At 53.2% G+C, this 18,272-nt stretch carries 18 protein-coding genes; 4 read left to right on the forward strand and 14 right to left on the reverse strand.

Features of this window, described 5'->3' with window-relative positions; all coding sequences use genetic code 11:
• On the reverse strand, positions 1-777 hold the full coding sequence (locus ACRQU7_RS11980; RefSeq protein ID WP_141825469.1) for an exodeoxyribonuclease III: 777 nt from the start codon (positions 775-777) through the stop codon (positions 1-3).
• Between the two features lie 255 nt (positions 778-1,032).
• Here ACRQU7_RS11980 and ACRQU7_RS11985 point away from each other — a divergent pair, with 255 nt between their 5' ends.
• From ACRQU7_RS11985 to ACRQU7_RS12000, 4 genes are all read left to right on the forward strand, one after another.
• Positions 1,033-1,548, forward strand: coding sequence for a peptidylprolyl isomerase (locus ACRQU7_RS11985; protein WP_141825470.1), 516 nt, complete (start codon positions 1,033-1,035; stop codon positions 1,546-1,548).
• 27 nt (positions 1,549-1,575) lie between these two features.
• A complete protein-coding gene (locus ACRQU7_RS11990; RefSeq protein ID WP_141825471.1) occupies positions 1,576-3,315 on the forward strand; it encodes an ABC transporter ATP-binding protein in 1,740 nt (579 codons plus the stop codon).
• Positions 3,316-3,617: 302 nt separating this feature from the next.
• Entirely contained in the window at positions 3,618-4,289 is a 672-nt protein-coding gene (locus ACRQU7_RS11995) for a cytochrome c biogenesis CcdA family protein (protein WP_444641094.1), read from the forward strand.
• Positions 4,290-4,299: 10 nt separating this feature from the next.
• Positions 4,300-4,869: a TlpA family protein disulfide reductase gene (locus ACRQU7_RS12000; protein ID WP_444641096.1), complete on the forward strand. Its 570-nt coding sequence runs from the start codon at positions 4,300-4,302 to the stop codon at positions 4,867-4,869.
• Positions 4,870-5,003: 134 nt separating this feature from the next.
• Here ACRQU7_RS12000 and ACRQU7_RS12005 read toward each other — a convergent pair whose 3' ends face one another.
• From ACRQU7_RS12005 to ACRQU7_RS12065, 13 genes are all read right to left on the reverse strand, one after another.
• The gene (locus ACRQU7_RS12005) at positions 5,004-6,323 is read right to left on the reverse strand and encodes a pyrimidine-nucleoside phosphorylase (RefSeq protein ID WP_444641098.1); all 1,320 of its coding nucleotides are present in this window, start codon (positions 6,321-6,323) and stop codon (positions 5,004-5,006) included.
• A gap of 12 nt (positions 6,324-6,335) precedes the next feature.
• On the reverse strand, positions 6,336-6,962 hold the full coding sequence (locus ACRQU7_RS12010; RefSeq protein ID WP_444641100.1) for an HAD family hydrolase: 627 nt from the start codon (positions 6,960-6,962) through the stop codon (positions 6,336-6,338).
• Position 6,963: 1 nt separating this feature from the next.
• Positions 6,964-7,383 carry a cytidine deaminase gene (locus ACRQU7_RS12015; protein ID WP_444641102.1) on the reverse strand — a complete coding sequence of 140 codons (420 nt, stop codon included), beginning with the start codon at positions 7,381-7,383 and terminating at the stop codon, positions 6,964-6,966.
• Between the two features lie 176 nt (positions 7,384-7,559).
• Positions 7,560-8,225, reverse strand: a complete 666-nt coding sequence (gene deoC, locus ACRQU7_RS12020) for a deoxyribose-phosphate aldolase (protein ID WP_141825476.1) — start codon at positions 8,223-8,225, stop codon at positions 7,560-7,562.
• A 39-nt stretch (positions 8,226-8,264) separates the two neighbouring features.
• On the reverse strand, positions 8,265-9,185 hold the full coding sequence (locus ACRQU7_RS12025; protein WP_038324769.1) for an ABC transporter permease: 921 nt from the start codon (positions 9,183-9,185) through the stop codon (positions 8,265-8,267).
• Positions 9,175-10,302, reverse strand: a complete 1,128-nt coding sequence (locus ACRQU7_RS12030) for an ABC transporter permease (RefSeq protein WP_444641105.1) — start codon at positions 10,300-10,302, stop codon at positions 9,175-9,177. Before ACRQU7_RS12030 ends, ACRQU7_RS12025 begins: the two co-directional genes overlap by 11 nt.
• Complete coding sequence (locus ACRQU7_RS12035) at positions 10,277-11,827, reverse strand: ABC transporter ATP-binding protein (RefSeq protein WP_444641107.1); 1,551 nt, start codon at positions 11,825-11,827, stop codon at positions 10,277-10,279. The genes ACRQU7_RS12030 and ACRQU7_RS12035 overlap by 26 nt, the downstream gene beginning before the upstream one ends.
• A 99-nt stretch (positions 11,828-11,926) precedes the next feature.
• A complete protein-coding gene (locus ACRQU7_RS12040) occupies positions 11,927-13,009 on the reverse strand; it encodes a BMP family ABC transporter substrate-binding protein (RefSeq protein WP_444641109.1) in 1,083 nt (360 codons plus the stop codon).
• 133 nt (positions 13,010-13,142) lie between these two features.
• Positions 13,143-13,853, reverse strand: a complete 711-nt coding sequence (deoD, locus tag ACRQU7_RS12045) for a purine-nucleoside phosphorylase (RefSeq protein ID WP_444641111.1) — start codon at positions 13,851-13,853, stop codon at positions 13,143-13,145.
• Positions 13,854-13,866: 13 nt separating this feature from the next.
• The gene (locus ACRQU7_RS12050) at positions 13,867-15,036 is read right to left on the reverse strand and encodes a phosphopentomutase (protein ID WP_444641113.1); all 1,170 of its coding nucleotides are present in this window, start codon (positions 15,034-15,036) and stop codon (positions 13,867-13,869) included.
• 15 nt (positions 15,037-15,051) lie between these two features.
• On the reverse strand, positions 15,052-16,047 hold the full coding sequence (locus tag ACRQU7_RS12055) for a LacI family DNA-binding transcriptional regulator (RefSeq protein WP_243122472.1): 996 nt from the start codon (positions 16,045-16,047) through the stop codon (positions 15,052-15,054).
• Between the two features lie 252 nt (positions 16,048-16,299).
• Positions 16,300-17,205, reverse strand: coding sequence for a magnesium transporter CorA family protein (locus ACRQU7_RS12060; RefSeq protein ID WP_444641116.1), 906 nt, complete (start codon positions 17,203-17,205; stop codon positions 16,300-16,302).
• Positions 17,206-17,367: 162 nt separating this feature from the next.
• Positions 17,368-18,234 (reverse strand): MetQ/NlpA family ABC transporter substrate-binding protein, encoded by an 867-nt coding sequence (locus tag ACRQU7_RS12065; RefSeq protein WP_444641117.1) that lies wholly within the window; start codon positions 18,232-18,234, stop codon positions 17,368-17,370.
• Positions 18,235-18,272: the final 38 nt, after the last annotated feature.

Here is an 18,272-nt window from a genome sequence, read left to right on the forward strand (position 1 = left end):
CTATTCTCCTGTCTGTGTATTTTTCATGGACAAAATAAGCTCGACCGGGCAATGGTCGCTGCCCATCACCTCCGGGTGTATGTTGCTGGCCTCGATTCTGTCGCGGATGGAGTCGGACACAAGAAAATAATCGATCCGCCACCCCGCGTTTTTCTCCCTTGCCTTGAACATATAAGACCACCACGTATAGGCGCCTGTTTCCTCCGGGTGCAGGTAACGGAAGGTGTCCGTAAACCCGGCGGCGAGCAGCTCCGACATCTTTTCGCGTTCCTCGAAGGAAAAGCCCGCGTTGCCGACATTGGTTTTCGGATTTTTCAGATCGATCTCATTGTGCGCCACATTCATGTCCCCGCACACAACGACCGGTTTTTTCGCGTCGAGCCGTTTCAGATAAGCGCGGAAGGCGTCCTCCCAGCGCATCCGGTATTCAATGCGCACCAGATCCCGCTGGGAATTGGGCGTATACACCGTTACAAGGTAAAAATCCTCAAATTCCAGCGTGATGGAACGCCCTTCGCCGACATGCTCCGGGTCGTCGATATCATAACCGACGGAAAGAGGTTCTATTCTGGTGAAAACAGCCGTGCCGGAATAGCCCTTCTTTTCCGCGGAATTCCAGTACTGCCGGTAGCCCGGCAAAACGATTTCCGCCTGCTCCGGCTGCATTTTCGTTTCCTGAATGCACACGGCGTCGGCGTCGGCCGACTGAAAATAGTCCGTAAAGCCCTTGTTCAAACAGGCGCGAAGCCCGTTGACATTCCATGATATCAGCTTCAATCCTTCATCCCCCATTTTTTTATTTCCGCCTCCGGCCTGCCGGAGGAACCATTCATTTTCGGTTGAGCAAACACTTTTTGAGTATTATACCATATTCATATCGAAAAGAGTAAATAATTTCCTCAGGACTTCCGCGAAAAGCATAAGAGGCGGTGAAAGCGCAATACTTCTTCTATCAAAAATATGCCTTGAACGAAGCCTGCATTCCCGCTATAATAGGGATATGACTTTTTACAGAATTGATGGAGGAAGATTATGAAAAATCCAATTGTTACCATTCAAACAGGCCGCGGCACGATCAAAATGGAGCTTTATCCCGAAATTGCTCCGAACACCGTAAAGAACTTTATTTCCCTTGTCAAAAAAGGATTTTATGACGGAACCATCTTTCACCGCGTGATCCCCGGATTCATGATTCAGGGAGGCGACCCGGAAGGCACCGGAATGGGCGGCCCCGGCTACAGCATCAAGGGCGAATTCCGCTCCAACCGTTTTCAGAACGACCTGAAGCACTCGAAGGGCGTCATTTCCATGGCGAGGTCCATGAGCCCGAACAGCGCGGGGTCCCAGTTCTTTATCATGGTCGCCGACGCGCCGCACCTTGACGGGGAATACGCCGCCTTCGGCAAGGTGATCGAGGGAATGGAGGAAGCGGAGCGCATTGTGTCGGTTCGCCGCGACTACAGGGATAAGCCGTATGAAGACGAAATGATGAAGAGCGTTACTGTCGATACGTTCGGAGAGGAATACGGCGAACCCGAAAAACAGTAACGGAAGAAATGATATTAGGAGCATGCAATGTCGATTTTTAAAAAATTTATAAGATACTATCAACCGTACCGGGGAATGTTTTACTTCGATATGTTCTGTGCGCTGATCGTGTCGGCGGTTGACGTCGCGTTTCCGCAGATTCTGAACTTTCTGACCAAGGGTCTGTTTGCACAGGAAGCGCATACCATTTTGAAGAATCTCCCGTGGATTGCGGCGGGCCTTCTGGTCATGGAGCTGATCCGCCTCGGCTGCCAGTACTACATTACCAGCTGGGGCCACGTCATGGGCGCCAGAATGGAAAGCGACATGAGGCAGGACCTGTTTGACCACCTGCAGCGCCTTTCCTTTTCGTATTACGACCGCAACAACACCGGGGAAATGATGAGCAAGCTTGTGTCCGACCTGTTCGACATCAGCGAGCTTGCCCACCACGGGCCGGAAAACATTCTGATTTCGCTTTTGAAAATCGTGGGAAGCTTTGCGCTGATGATGATCATCAACGTCCCGATGACCCTGATTCTGCTGGGAGTAACGCTGATTATGATTGTTTTCAGCATCCACCAGAACCGGAAAATGCGTGCGGTGTTCATGGACAACCGCAAAAAAATCGCGGGCGTCAATTCCCGCGTGCAGGACAGCCTGGCCGGCATCCGGGTGGTAAAAAGCTTTGGCAACGAGGAGCTGGAGCAGGCAAAATTCAACGAAAGCAACCTGAAATTTCTGGACTCAAAAGAGAGCAGCTACCGGGTGATGGGAAGCTTCCGCGCGGGCACCTCGTTTTTCGAGGGGCTTCTCTTTCTGACCGTGCTGGTCAGCGGCGGCCTGTTTATTGCGCAGGGCTCCCTGCACGTTGCCGATCTGGCCGTCTACGCCCTGTACATCAACATTATTATCAATCCCATTGACATACTGATCGAATTTACCGAACAGTTCCAGAAGGGCTACTCCGGCTTTAAGCGCTTTATCGAAGTGGTGGAAACGGAGCCGGAGATTATCGACCGGCCGGGCGCGGCCGAGCTGAAGGACGTGAAAGGCGACATCCGCTATCAAAACGTTTCGTTCAGCTACGATTCCGCTAACGACGTGCTGGAAAATATCAATATTTCGATTGAGGCGGGAAAAACCGTGGCGCTGGTCGGGCCTTCGGGCGGCGGCAAAACCACCCTTTGCTCCCTTTTGCCCCGTTTTTACGACGTCACTGCCGGAAGCGTAACGATCGACGGCACGGATGTGCGCGACATCAAGCTGAAATCCCTGCGCAGCGCGATCGGGATCGTCCAGCAGGACGTCTACATGTTTGCGGGCAGCATCAAAGAAAACATTGCCTACGGCAAACCGGACGCGACGGAGGAGGAAATCATCGCCGCCGCAAAGAGCGCGAATATCCACGACTTTATCGCGGGGCTTGACGACGGCTACGACACCTATGTCGGCGAGCGCGGCACGCGCCTTTCCGGCGGGCAGAAGCAGCGTCTGGCCATTGCCCGCGTCTTTCTGAAAAATCCGAAAATCCTGATTCTGGACGAAGCGACCAGCGCGCTGGACAACGAAAGCGAGCGCCACATCCAGAATTCGTTGGAGGAACTGTCCAAGGACAGGACCACCATTGTGATTGCCCACCGGCTCAGCACCATCAGCAACGCGGATGAAATCATTGTGATCGGCGACGAAGGCATTGAGGAGCGCGGTACCCATCAGGAGCTGATTGAGAAAAACGGCATCTACGCAAAATACTACAATATGCAGTTTGAAGGGCTGGACGCTTAAGGCCCTCCGGCTTTTCCCGCCACAGGTCATCTGCAGCATAAAAGGTATCCCCCGCAGCCAGTGGAGGATACCTTTTTCCGTCTTATTGGGACCGGAATGTGACCTGATCACCGAACCGGAAGGTTTTATATGTTATCATGAATGTACATACTTTGGAATACAAATGGAAAACACAAGTTTACGGTATTTACGGTTGATTCTGCAACAAGATTGTGTTCTTTCCCCCCGCCTTCGGCGGGGGGAAAGAACGTGTTTTATCTCGCAAATTGAAATGGGATCGCTGTAGAAAGAAAGGAGAAACCATGGATTATCTGATTTCATTCCTGGAAGGGATCATCACATTTATTTCTCCCTGTCTCTTACCCATGCTGCCGATCTACATCTCCTATTTTGCCGGACAGGAAACTCAGAAGCAGAAGGCCCCGGTGATTCGGAATTCCCTTGGATTCGTGCTTGGCTTCACCCTGGTATTCACGGCAATGGGGGCGTTCGCGGGGACGGTCGGAAGCTTTCTGAAAGAATATCATACCGCGGTGAATCTTGTCACCGGTATGGTCGTCATCCTGTTCGGGTTAAACTTCATGGGGCTGATCAGAATCCCTTTTCTGAATGGAAACCGGCAGCTGACCTTTAAAAAACCGAATATGAATTTCGGGACCTCCGTGCTGTTCGGCGTGATCTTTTCCATTGGCTGGACCCCCTGTGTGGGCGCGTTTTTAGGCTCCGCTTTGATGCTTGCCGCATCGAGCGGGGAAAGCATCAAAGGCATTTTTATGCTTCTCTCGTTTTCGCTCGGATTGGGGATTCCCTTTCTTGCCAGCGCCGTTTTGATCGACCGCCTGATGTCCGCGTTCGACTTTATCAAAAGGAACTACCGGATCATCAGCCTGATTTCGGGCGGGTTGCTCGTCGTCGTCGGCCTGATGATGGCGACCGGGCTCATGGGTTACTTCTTGTCCTTATTTACTTTTTGAGGAGAACGATATGAAAACAAACGGAAAAATTTTGCTGGGATTTCTCGCGTTCGTGGCATTTTTCGCCGTCGTATACTATGCTTACAGCACGTTATCCAGCCGGTTCCGGCCAAATCTGCCGGCATCGTCCGAAACAGGCGGCTCCGCGGGAGAAAGCGGGAAAACACAGGCTCCCGATTTTACCGTATACGATGAAAAAGGCAACAAGGTCAAGCTGTCGGACTTCCAGGGAAAACCCGTTGTGCTGAACTTCTGGGCCTCCTGGTGCCCGCCGTGCAAGGGGGAAATGCCGCATTTCGACAGTCAGTACCAGAAGGAAAAAGACAACGTGGTCTTTCTGATGATCGATCTGGTGGACGGTCAGCGGGAAACACAGGAAAAAGGGCAGAATTATGTAAAAGAGCAGGGATTTGCGTTTCCCGTCTATTTTGACAAGGAGCAGGAAGCCGCGAATACTTACGGGATTTCAGCCATCCCGGACACGGTCTTTATCGACCGGGACGGCTATATTGTAAACGCCTATCAGGGAGCGATCGACGAGGCGACTTTGGCTGCCGGAATCGAATCGATCAAAAAATAAGGAAAATCCCCACTCCCAGCCTTACTATTACAGCATTTCCAGTCGATTCTGTAACAGGATTGCGTTTCGCAAACTGAAATGGAATTACTATAGGGCCCTTACTGAAAAATTCAGTAAGGGCCCTAATTTGTTTCCTATTTTTCTACGCCGTCCACGGTCACCCGGCCGTGGATCACAGGGACAAACGCGGGTTTTTCCGGGCGGATGGAAACCGCGCTTTCAAACAGCTTTTCCGCCTCCCTGCACTTGTCCATAGAGGAAGAGAAAAACTCCGCGATTACGTCGCCTCTTTTGACGTAATCCCCGATCTTTTTGCGGAGCAGAATGCCCGCGCTGAAATCAATGGAATCCTCTTTCTTCTCGCGCCCCGCGCCCAGCTCGACGGAAGCGATCCCGCACTGCTCCGTATTCATGGAGTAGAGATATCCTTCGCTCAGTGCCGGAACGTCATATTTTACCTTTGCCTGCTCAAATTTTGCGCCGTGGTCCAGAACGGCAGTGTCGCCGCCCTGCGCCGCGACCATTTCCTTCAGCTTTGCAAAGGCCTCGCCATTGTCGATCTGGCGTCCGGCAAGCTTTTTGCACTCTTCCATACTTCCCTTGCCCGCCAGAAACAGCATGTTGGCGGCAAGCTCCAGACAGATTTGCGTGAGGTCCCCGGGCCCGTGACCCTTGAGTGTTTCACACACCTCCCTGATTTCCAGCGAGTTGCCGATGGCGTTTCCGAGCGGACGGTCCATGTCAGTAATCAGCGCGATGGTCTTTCTCCCGACATGCTCGCCGATCGCCACCATTGCCTGCGCCAGCCGGATGGAATCGTCCACCGTCTTCATGAAAGCGCCGCTCCCTGTTTTGACGTCCAGCAGGATACAGTCGGAGCCGGCAGCGATTTTTTTACTCATGATGCTGGAAGCAATCAGCGGAATACTTTCGATCGTCGCGGTCACGTCGCGCAGCGCGTAAAGCTTTTTGTCCGCGGGTACCAGATTGCCGGACTGGCCGATCACGCTGACGCCCACCTTCCGTACAATATCGAAGAATTTTTCACGGTCAATGGAGGTCTGCATTCCCGGAATGGCTTCCATTTTATCTACCGTGCCGCCGGTGTGTCCCAGCCCGCGCCCGCTCATTTTTGCGACGCGCACCCCCAAGGACGCGACGATCGGAGAAATAATCAGCGTGGTCTTATCGCCGACACCGCCGGTGCTGTGTTTATCCACCTTGATGCCGTCTATGGAGGACAAATCCACGGTTTCGCCGGAGTTGGCCATGCACATGGTCAGGGAGGCCGTTTCCCTGTCCGTCATCCCCCGAAAATAAATCGCCATCAGCAGAGCGGATACCTGATAATCGGGGATCTCCCCTTTGACATAGCCGTTGATAAAGAACCGGATTTCCTCATCGGAGAGCGACCCGCCGTCGCGCTTTTTCGCAATGATATCATACATTCTCATTTTCAGTCACCTTCATACGATCATTTTATCCAACAGGAAGATCCCGTTTTCCTGAAGGGCCGTACGGAGCACGTCCGGGTCCCCTTCGTAGCAGTGCCCTTCCATACCGAGTCTTCTTCCCGCTTCCACATTGTCCGCGCGGTCGTCGATAAAGTAACACTCGCGCGGATCGAGTGTAAACTTTTTAAAAAACTTCCGATAGATTTCCTCATCCGGCTTGATGCAATCGTGATCCGCCGAAAAGAAAATACCGGAAAAATACTGCAGAGCCGTAATTCTGGGCGTCAAGCTGTGAATCTTTTTTCCCGCGTTGGACAGCAGATACAGCGAATAACCGTTTTCCTTCAGCTCGCGCACCAGCGGCAGAATATTATCCATGATCCGCATATGGTCCATCCAGTTCAGCAGCAGCTTCGTCGCGGCGCCGTGCAGGCGCTCCGGCAGGCGCGCACAGGCCGGCTCGATCAGGTCCTCCTCCGTAATGGTGCCCCGGTCAATTTCCGTCCACTCGCTCGTTTCAAACACCGCGATACGAATCAGGCGGATATCCTCCGGATCTTTGGTATAATGGCTGACGAAAAAGTCCGGATCAAAGTCCACCAGCACCTGGCCCATATCGAAAACAATATTTTTTATCATTCTATTCCTCCATGTTTTTCTTGCTGAATCCGAGCGGAAGCAAATCCCTCAGCGTGAAAACCTCCCACTGCTCCGGATTCTTCCCGAGAATGATCCGAAAGGTCGCCGGGTCGCAGAATTCCATCATGACCTGACGGCAGACCCCGCAGGGCGGACAAAGCCCGCTGACGGGTCCCCCGGCTCTGCCGCCGACAATCGCGATGCAGTCGAACTCCGTCTCCCCCTCGCTGACCGCTTTGAAAAAAGCCGTGCGCTCGGCGCAGTTCGTGGGGGTAAAGGTCGCGTTTTCAATGTTGCAGCCTTTGTAAATCTTTCCGCTCTTCGTCAGCAGCGCCGCGCCCACTCCGAATCCCGAGTAGGGGGTGTAGGCCATTTCCCTTGCGGAAATAGCCGCCGCAACCAATTTTTTATAATCTTCCATCTCTTCACCTTTCTTCCTATAGCATTTCCAGTTGTTTCGGCAACAAGGTTGCGTTCTTCCCCGCCTTCGGCGGGGAAGAACGTATTTCGTCTCACAAGCTGAATGAAACTGCTGTAGATAGAATTGAGGAACGGCTGCCGCCGCTCCTCAGAATTTTCATATTTGCCGGGAGCCGGTCAATATCCGTGCGCCTCTTCATTTTTTATGATTTTGATAATCCTGCTCGTGCCGAGGCGGGAAGCCCCGAGCGATACGAATTTCTCCGCGTCGTCCATGGTTTTGATGCCGCCGGCGGCTTTGATTCTGACCTTCGGCCCGATATGGGCGGCAAAAAGAGCGACGTCTTCAAACGTAGCGCCAGCCGTCGAAAAGCCGGTCGAGGTCTTGATGAAATCCGCGCCGGATTCGGTCACTACCCCGCACATTTTGATCTTTTCTTCCTTCGTCAGCAGGCAGGTTTCAATAATGACCTTCAGGATGCGCGTGCCGCAGGCGGCTTTTACCTGCCGGATTTCGTCCAGCTGTAAATCGAAAAGCCCGTCCTTCACCCAGCCGATATTGACGACCATATCGATTTCATCGGCGCCGTTCTGAATCGCGTCCTTCGTTTCAAATACCTTGACCGCCGTCGTGGAATAGCCGTTCGGAAAACCGATCACGGTGCAGACCGCCATTTTGTCGCCGACGTATTCCTTCGCGCGCTTCACGTACGCGGCGGGGATGCAGACCGACGCGGTGCGGTATTTGACCGCATCGTCGCAGATCTGCTTGATTTCTTCCCATGTCGCGGTCTGTGTCAGCAGGGTATGATCTACTTTCTCCAGTATTTCCTGGTGATCCATTTTCATGATCTCCTTTTTTATTTTCAATGCTGCGTCCTGTTATCTTACGCCCTTTTCATAGGGCTCGCCGTCCGCCTTCGGGGCGACCGAGCGGCCGACGAACAGAATCAGGACCACAATGGTCAGAATATACGGAAGCATCGCAAGAATCTGGGACGGAACGGCAAAGTCGCCGCCGCCCAGCACAATCGTCAGAGCCTGTGCAAAGCCGAAGAGCAGACATGCGCCGTAAGCGCCGAACGGAGTCCATTTTCCGAAGATAACGGCTGCCAGCGCGATGAAACCCTGCCCGCTGATCGCGGTCGGCGTAAACTGAGAGATAATGGCAAGCGTCATGGAAGCGCCGCCGAAACCGGCCAGGATGCCGGATACGAACACGCACAGGTAGCGGACGCGGCTGACATTAATGCCAAGAGTGTCGGCGGCGGCGGGATGCTCGCCCACCGAGCGCACATGGAGTCCCCATTTGGTCCGGTAAAGGAAGAACCACATGGCGGCGGACACCGCCAGCGCAAGCACGACCGTGACGTCCACGTTCAGATTTTTCAGAGGACTGTCGGCAAACCCGCTTTCCCCAAACAGCTTTGGCAGTGTTTTTGCCGGAAGCGTCATGGTCGCGTCGTCGAACATCAGACGGCAGAAAAACAGCGCCAGCCCCGGCCCGATCAAATTGATAGCGATACCGGAAATGGTCTGGTCCGCCTTAAAGGTGACGGAAGCCACCGCGTGCAGAAGGGAGATCAGGCCGCCCGCCGCGCCGGCCGCAAGCAGGCCGAGCCACGGATTGCCGGTAAAATAACTGACCGCGGCCGCCGTGAACGCGCCTACCGTCATCATTCCCTCAATCCCGATGTTGACGACGCCGGAGCGCTCCGAAATAACGCCGCCCAAAGCGCCGAACACCAGGGGAGTCGAGTACATCAGCGTAATACCGAGCAACAGAAGAATTTTACTTAACACGGTGAGCACCTCTCTTTTCAAGCCTGTCGGCAAGTGACGGCACAATTTTCGTCAGAGCCACAAAGAATACGATGGTGCCGATCATGATGTTGATAATCTCCGTCGGCGCTCCGACATCCTGCTGTACGCTCTGCCCGCCGTAAAGCAGGCCGCCGAACAAAAGCCCGGCAAAAATACAGCCTATCGGAGAGGAACCGGCGATCAGCGCGACGGACAGGCCGTTGAAGCCGTTGTTTTCAAACGCCGCCATCTGGGAAATTTTGTGCGGCGAGGTTCCCGTAATCGCCAGTGCCCCCGCAAGGCCCGCCAGTGCCCCCGCAATCAGCATCGCCTGGGTGATGTTGCGGCCCACATTGATGCCCGCGAATTCCGCGGCGTCGCGGTTAAAGCCGACCGCGCGCAGTTCGTAACCCTTTGTGGAACGGTAAAGCAGCACCCAGATAACGAGGGCCATGACCACGGCGATCAGGATACCGAAATTCACATCGGTTTTCAGCATCATTTCATACAGCCACTGGTGCGGCTTCAGCGCGGCCATGCCTGCTTTGGAGGTTTTCCAGTTCGGCAGGAGCATGGTGAAGCTCGAGTCGTTCACCGCGAAGGAGCTTGTGGAATTCGGCTGATGATAAGTCGCCGTATTGACAATAAAGTTGGAAAGGTAAAGGCCGATCCAGTTCAGCATGATGCTGGTAATGACCTCATGAATGCCGAACCGCGCCTTCAGATAGCCGATGATCCCGCCGAAAATCGCTCCGGCAAGCACGCCGGAAAGCACCACAAGCGGAATCTGAATGACGGGGGCAAAATTAAACTTGACACCGACGCAGACGGCGGCGATGGTTCCCGCTATGTACTGGCCCTCGGCACCGATATTGAACATGCCGGTTTTAAAGGCAAACGCAACGCTCAGTCCGGTCAATATGATGGGTGTCGCCTTGATAATGACGTTGGAAATGTACTTCGGCTTTGCGAAGATTCCCCGAAACAGCGCCCCGAAGGACTCCCATGGATTGTAGCCCGCAAAGACGAGCACGACCGCGGCAACCAGAAAACCGAACAGAATCGCAATAAAGGTGGAGGTAATCGGTTTTTTAAGAATTTTGACTGTTGTTTTCATCAAGCTTACCTCCCGCCATCAAAAGTCCTATCGTCTTTTCGTCGACTTCTCCCTGCCTGAAGCTGTCGACAATCGTTCCCGCGTAAATCACGTCGATGGTATCCGCGACATTCATGACCTCGTCAAGCTCCAGGGAAATCAGAAGGATCGCCCTGCCCCTGTCCCGTTCGCGTATCAGCGTCTTATGTACGTATTCAATCGCCCCTACGTCCAGCCCGCGGGTCGGCTGAACGGCGATCAGAAGATCGGGCTCGTTCGATATTTCACGCGCAAGAATGACCTTCTGCTGGTTTCCTCCCGAAAGCCCGCGCACCGGCTGGCTTTCGCAGTTATCCGGGCGGATATCGTATTCTTTTATCAGGTTCTTCGTGTAGGAAAGGATTTCGCTCCTGTTGAGCATACCGCTTTTGCTGTACGGCGGACGGCGGTATTTTTCGACCACCATATTTTCCGCCACCGTAAACGGAAGAACCAGTCCGCGCTTCTGCCGGTCCTCATGCACCGTGGAGATTTTATGGTCGATAACGTTGCGCGGCGTTGTGTTCTGGATTTTGGCGCCGTTGATTTTGATGGTGCCGCTCACCGCCCTTGTCAGGTTGGTGATGGCTTCGACCAGCTCTTTCTGGCCGTTTCCGTCAATGCCCGCCACGCCGACGATTTCGCCTTTGCGCACCTTCAGCGACAGATTTTTGACCGCCTCCAGCTTCCGTTCGTCCCTGACCGTCAGATTGTCGATTTCAAAGACGACCTCGCCCGGATCGGCCGGAGATTTTTCGACCACAAGCTGGACCGCGTGGCCGACCATCTTGGTAGCAAGCTCCTCCTGGTCCACATCGGCGACGTTTACCGTGTCGACATACTCGCCGCGGCGGATAATGGTGCAGACGTCCGAGGAGGCTTTGATCTCCTTGAGCTTATGAGTGATGATGATGATCGTTTTCCCATCCGCTATCAGATTGCGCATGATCTGAATCAGGTCATCGATTTCCTGCGGAGTAAGGACCGCCGTGGGCTCATCCAGGATGAGCAGGTCGACTCCGCGGTAGAGTGCCTTTAATATTTCAACACGCTGCTGCATGCCAACGGAAATATCTTCGATTTTTTCGTCCGGATCCACTTCCAGCCCGTATTTCTTTACGATTTCAAGAATTTCCTCGCGTGCTTTTTTCATGTTTAATACGCCGAACTGATTGGTCACTTCGTTGCCCAGAATAATGTTCTGGGTCACGGTGAAATTGTCTACCAGCATAAAGTGCTGATGGACCATGCCGATTCCGTGTTCAATGGCAATATTCGGGTTTTTGATATTGACCTTTTCCCCATTCAGGAAGATTTCCCCCGCTTCGGCCTGGTACAGGCCGTACAGAACATTCATCAATGTACTTTTTCCGGCGCCGTTCTCGCCCAATATGGCATGAATCGTACCCTTCTTAACATCGAGACTGACGTCATTCAGAGCGCAAAAGGAGCCGAACATTTTTGTAATACCGTGCATCTGCACCGCGTATTCCCGGTTGACTTCCATTACAACAGACCCCCTGCCCGTTAATCAATTCTTTTTAAGCGCAACGGGGCGCAATAACACTTATGCGCCCCGTTGCCCAAAAGAATAAAAGAGTAATAATTATTTAAGTCCTTTTTCGAACTCTGCGAATTCATCTTTATTCGCCGGAGGAGTGATTGTCTTATCCTTGATCTTGCCTTCGAGCGCGATTGCCGCGTTATAGGTGTCGTCGCCCATGAGCTTGTGCTCTTCCGGAATCCCGACAGCATCCTCGGTCAGGCCGTAGGTGTAAGTTTTTCCGCCGATTTCCTTGCCGTCCATCGCTTCCTTGGAAACGAGCTCGACAGCCTGGTTAACCAGCTTCAAAGCAGAGGTAAGAACGTTTTCGGGTGCAAGATAAGCCTGGTCGCGGTCAACGCCGATCGCGTATTTCTTGGCTTCTTTAGCTGCTTCGATAACGCCGACCCCGACGCCGCCCGCGGCATGGAACACAACGTCGCAGCCGTTGGAGAACATCTTTGTCGCAATTGCCTTGCCCTTTGCGGAATCCGTGAAGCTCTCCGCGTACTGAGAGTCAACAGTAATGGTTTTGCCGAGTTCCTTTGCAGCGTAAGCAACGCCGGCTTTGTAGCCGTACTCAAACTGGTCGATGATGGCGCTGGTCATGCCGCCGACAAAACCGACTTTGTTTGTCTTTGTTGTTTTGGCCGCAATGTAGCCGACCAGGAAAGAAGGCTCCTGAGCACGGAACATTACGCCGGTTACGTTCGCGGGGGTGGTTTCATATGCATTATCGATAATCGCATAGTTGATGTCCGGATTCTGTTTTGCGGAATTGAGGATGGCGTCGGCCATTGCAAAGCCGATGCCCCAGATCAGATTGTTGCCGTCGTCGGCAGCTTTGTCCAGGTTTGTCGCGTAGTCGGACTCCTGCTTGGATTCAGAATACTTGACTGTGACGCCGGTATCCTTGGAAAGCTTCTGAAGGCCTTCCCACGCGGACTGGTTGAAGGACTGGTCGTTGACACCGCCGGTATCCGTTACCATGCCGATTTTAAAATCGGTCGCTGCCGCGGATTCCGCCTTGCTTTCGGCAGCTGAGCTGGCCGCTTCTGAGCTGGATGCCGCCGGGGCATTGGAAGCGCAGGCGGTCGCAGAAACTGCCATCATAACTGCAAGAAAAAGTGCTACAATCTTCTTCATTAATTTTTCCTCCTGATTATTTTTTTGGATATATGGAATACCACGTAAACGTGATATTACTCCCATTTTCTTTTCGCGCCGAAAATTATCTTACTTTATTTTACCGCATTTTGCAATCAATTTTTCTATGAAGTCAGGCGATTTCCAACGCAATTTCCATCATCTGGGTAAATCCTGTCTGACGCTCCTGTGCCGAAAGGGATTCCCCGGTAAACGGGCAGTCGGAGATCGTAAGGAGGCAGAGCGCGTTTTTATTGGCCCTTGCGGCGTTCATATAGAGAGCCGCGGCTTCCATCTCCACCGCCAGCACGCCCATCTTTTTCCACGAAGCCAGCGCGTTTTCGTTGTCGTCGTAGAAGGTATCGGAGGACAGCACATTGCCTACGACCGTATGCACGCCCAGTTTTTCCGCGGCGTCAACCGCGTTTCTGAGAAGGCCATAGCCGGCAATCGGCGCAAACGTACCCGGCAGATTGTACTGCGCCGCATAGTTGGAATTGGTGCAGGCACCCATGCCGACCACGACGTCGCGCACGTGCACATTGTCGGCGATCCCGCCGGCGGAACCGATGCGGATGATGTTTTCCACCCCGTATAAATTGAAAAGCTCGTAGGTGTAAATCCCCACGGAGGGGATTCCCATTCCGCCGCCCATGACGGACACGCGTTTGCCGCGGTACGTTCCGGTGTAGCCGAGCATATTGCGTACGGTGTTAAAGCAGACCGGGTCGGTCAGATAGGTTTCGGCGATGAATTTGGCGCGGAGCGGATCGCCCGGCATCAAGACGGTTTTTGCGATTTCTCCTTCTCTGGCCCCGTTATGGGGCGTTGGTACGTTAGACATAGTCTCCTCCTGTTCAGTCGACAATATTTTTCAGCCGGGACATGCCGGTAATTTCCGGCTTCACCCCGAAATAATCAAGAATCGTGGCCGCGATATCGGCAAAGGTCGGCAGAGTCCCCAGATTGGCCCCGGCCTTCACCTGTTTGCCGTAAATCACCCAGGGCGTGTATTCCCGCGAATGGTCGGTGGAGGGCGTGATCGGGTCGCAGCCGTGGTCCGCGGTAATCATCAGCAGGTCGTCCTCGCGAAGGCCCGCCAGAATTTCAGGCAGCTTTTCGTCAAAATAGGTCAAGCCTTTGGCGTAACCGTCCACGTCGTTGCGGTGGCCGTAAAGCATATCGAAATCGACCAGATTGATAAAGCACAGGCCGTTGAAGCTTTCCTTTGTCAGCTCGATCGTACGGTCAATCCCCTCCGCGTTGCCCTTTGTCCTCATAAACCGGGTAATCCCCTTGCCGGCGAAAATGTCGTTGATCTTGCCGACAGCGATCACGTCATAGCCGCTTTCCTTCAGCTGGTCCAGCATCGTCGTCTTCGGGGGAAGCAGCGAGAAGTCGTGGCGGTTGGTGGTACGGGTGTAATCCGGATAGGTGCCGACAAAGGGCCTTGCGATCACCCGACCGACGCCGTGCTCGCCCGCCAGCAGTTCCCTTGCGATCTGGCAGTAGCGGTAAAGCTCTTCCACCGGCACGAGCTCTTCATTCGCCGCGATCTGGAACACGCTGTCCGCGGAGGTATAAACGATGAGCGCGCCCGTCTCGGCATGCTCCCTGCCGTAATCCCGGATGACATCGGTGCCGGAATAGGGCTTGTTGCAGATGACCCTGCGGCCCGTTTTTTCTTCAAACGCGCGGATAACCTCCGGCGGAAAGCCGTCCGGATAAGTCGGCAGCGGTTTGGGCGAATTGATTCCCGCAATTTCCCAGTGGCCGATCGTGGTATCCTTGCCCTTGGAAATCTCCCTCATGCGCGCGACCGCGCCCTCGGGATGCTCCGCCCCCGGGCGGCAGGTGACGCCTTCGATGTTGAAAAGGCCCAGCTTCTGCATGTTGGGCATATCAAAATACCTGCTTGTCGCGGCGGCGGCAAGCGTATTGCTCCCTTCGTCGCCGTACTCCGCGGCGTCCGGCTCTTCGCCGATACCGACACTGTCGAGTACAATCAAAAAAACTCGTTTATTCATAGTATCCGCCTTTCTTCATTTGCGCATTCTTGTCGTCTGCCCCATTTTGAGAGAAACAGGCAACACGTTCTCTCTGGAGCTAAGCTTCCCATTTGCGACCTGATCGATAATCAGTTTTGCCGCAAGCCGCCCGATTTCCTCGATCGGCTGTACGACGGTGGTCAGCGCAGGCGTCATCAAAGAGCTGAGCTCCACTCCGTCGTATCCCACAATCATGATGTCCTCCGGAACTTTTTTATCCTGCTCGCACAGCACCTTATACAGGGACAGCGCGGTCATATCGCTCAGGGCAAGAATCCCGTCCACGTGCGGAAAGCGTTTCAGAAGCTCGCGCGAGCTTTCGACCGCGTCGAAGCTGTACTGGCTTTCCATGAACAAAGGCTGAATGCCGTGTTCGTTGCAGACATCCACATAGCCCAGAAAGCGCTGGCTTCCGCTGGAATATTTCTGCGGCCCGCGCATGAGGACGATATGGCGGCACCCGCACTCGATCAGATGCTCGGTGGCAATGCGCCCTCCCGAGTAATTGTCGGACTGGACCACCGCAGTATAACGGCTGCCTGCGTCCTTGTCCAGAGCGACAACAGGCAGCGGGCAGTTGCGGATTTCTTCGTCCAGATTATCATTGTTTGCGGTAATAATAATGCCGTCCGCATTCATGGCGGTAAGCATATTGATATAGGCGACTTCCTTTTTCGGATTTTCGTCCGAATTGCACAGAATCATCTTATAGCCGTTCTGAAATGCCTCGTCCTCAATCGCCCGGCCGATCTCGGTCAGGAAAACGTTCAGGATGCTCGGCACGATGTAACCAATGATTTTAGAAGACTTCTTATAGAGCGAACGCGCGATTTCATTCGGTTTGAAACCGGTTGCATCGATTGCTTCCAAAACGCGTTTTACTTTTTCGTCACTTACCTTTGCCGTCCCGTTGATGACACGAGACACAGTTGCCGACGAAACACCAGCTAATCTCGCCACATCACTGATCTGAGCCAAAATCATCACCATAGCTTTCCTGTTAAAAATGCGGTTGAACCGGACCTTGTTCCTTTCCAATTTTGAAACCGGTTTCAAGGTATTTCCATTCTACATCAGAGTGATCTGATTGTCAATATTATTTCACACTAACAATGTTTTTTGTTTATAATGACCATCGAACAAGCTTTTTTATCCTGCGAAAACTGTCTGATTCCTCATAATTATATTACAGCGAGCAAAATAGTTCCAGTACTTTTTGAAATTATTTTCAAAAGAAGGTTTTTACAGTATTTTCTTCTTTTTGAAAAAAAGAATACAGAGTACCACAAAAGCGATCGAAAGACCCGCGGCAAAAGCATAGCCGTACGGCCACTGAAGCTCCGGCATATACTTGAAATTCATGCCGTACCAGCCGACCAGAAGCGTAAGCGGAAGAAAAATAGCGGTAATAACGGTAAACAGCTTCATAATCGCGTTCAGCCCGATGTCCACCTGTGACTGATACGCCTCGCGCACCTGTGTGATATAGTCGCGCAGGTTGAGGACGCTCCGGTTCAGGCGGTCCACCCGGGCCGTAAACATCTTGAAATAGCGCAGCGCGCCGGAGGACAGAATCCCGTTGGAGTTTTCCTCGATACTCTCCGCGACATCCAGCAGCTGCTCATAATATTTTTTATAGAACATCAGCCTTTTCCGCATCGCGATGATGTCCTTGATAAAATCCTCGTTCGCGCCCTCCATGACCCGCTCCTCCAGCGCGGAGATTTCCTCTTCCAGCGCTTCCAGCTCCTCCGAATCATGAATGGTCAGGTTGTTGAAAAATGCGTAAAGAATCCGCGTGATGTTCAGATTGGATGTTTTGCCGCCTGCAAAAGCATCCAGCACATCCTGTACCGCGCAATTTTCCCTGTTGCCGACAAAGACAATCCGGTCCGGCATGATATACAGCCCGATCCGGCGGGTCAGATATCGTTCGTTGTCGTTGACGACATTCAGAAGAATAAAGTCATACCCGTCGTACGCTTCCAGCTTGGCGGGTCCCGGGTTCCCGCACTCGTCGAACGTGTGCTGCGCCGCGCAGAAATGACCGGCGCGCAGTTCCTCCGGCGTACAGACGCAGACGGTATCCGGCGCAAACGGAGTTTCCGCTTCCTCAAGCGTTTCTTTCGTAATCCGATAACACTTCATAGCCATACTCCCTATGTTTTCTTTTCCCACTCTTCTGCGGCTGTTTCGCAGCGGCGGGTTTCGATGGAATTAATCCTATTGTAGCAAAATACAGCTCTTATTTCAACGCTAAAACACCTGCACGGATTTCTCCGTGCAGGTGTTTCTTATCATTGCTTTCGCTTATTTTACCGGAACAACAGCTCCGCTGAACGTATTAGTGATAAAGGTTTTGATTTCCTCGCTCTTGAGCACTTCTACCAGCGCCTTGATGTCCTCGCGGTTTTCGTCGCCCTCGCGGACAGCGATAATGTTGGCGTATGTGGTCGCCGCAAGGGAGTCATCCGCTTCGACTGCGAGCGCGTCGGAAACCTTCAGATTTCCTTCAAGCGCATAGTTGCCGTTGATGACGGCCAGATCCACGTCGGGCAGGGTACGGACCAGCTGGGCGGCTTCAATTTCCGTAAACTTCAGCTTCTTCGGGTTTTCCGCAATATCCTTCTGCGTGGCAGTGATCCCGGCGCCGTCCTTCAGCTTGATCAGTCCCTGATCCTGGAGCAGCAGGAGCGCTCTGGCCTCATTGGAAGTATCGTTCGGAACCGCGATGGTGGCGCCTTCCTTCAGATCGGCAAGGGCTTTGGTTTTTCCGGCGTAAATGCCGAACGGCTCATAGTGGATGGAGCCCGCGGAAACGATCTTGGTTCCATTTTCCTTGTTGAATTCATCCAGATACGGCTGATGCTGGAAGTAGTTGGCGTCCAGATCCTTGCTGTCCAGAGCCTTATTGGGCAGAACATAATCGGAGAATTCCTTGATCTCAAGATCGTATCCCTTGTCTTTCAGCAGCTTGGCGGCTTCCTTCAAAATAATCGCGTGCGGTGTCGGGGACGCGCCGATGACAATTTTCTTGGGGGCCGCCGTGCTTGCCGCTTCGCTGGCGGCAGCAGCCGAGGAAGCGGCCGCAGAGGAAGCAGGTGCGGAAGTCGAGCAGCCGGCAAATACGGAAGCAGAAAGCGCCGCAATTAAGATCGCTGATAATAACTTTTTCATTAATAAAACCTCCAAAATTCAGATAGAAACCGTTTATC

Origin of the sequence: Caproiciproducens puteiluti, assembly GCF_052442865.1 — a bacterium.
Classification (GTDB): Bacteria; Bacillota; Clostridia; order Oscillospirales; family Acutalibacteraceae; genus Caproiciproducens.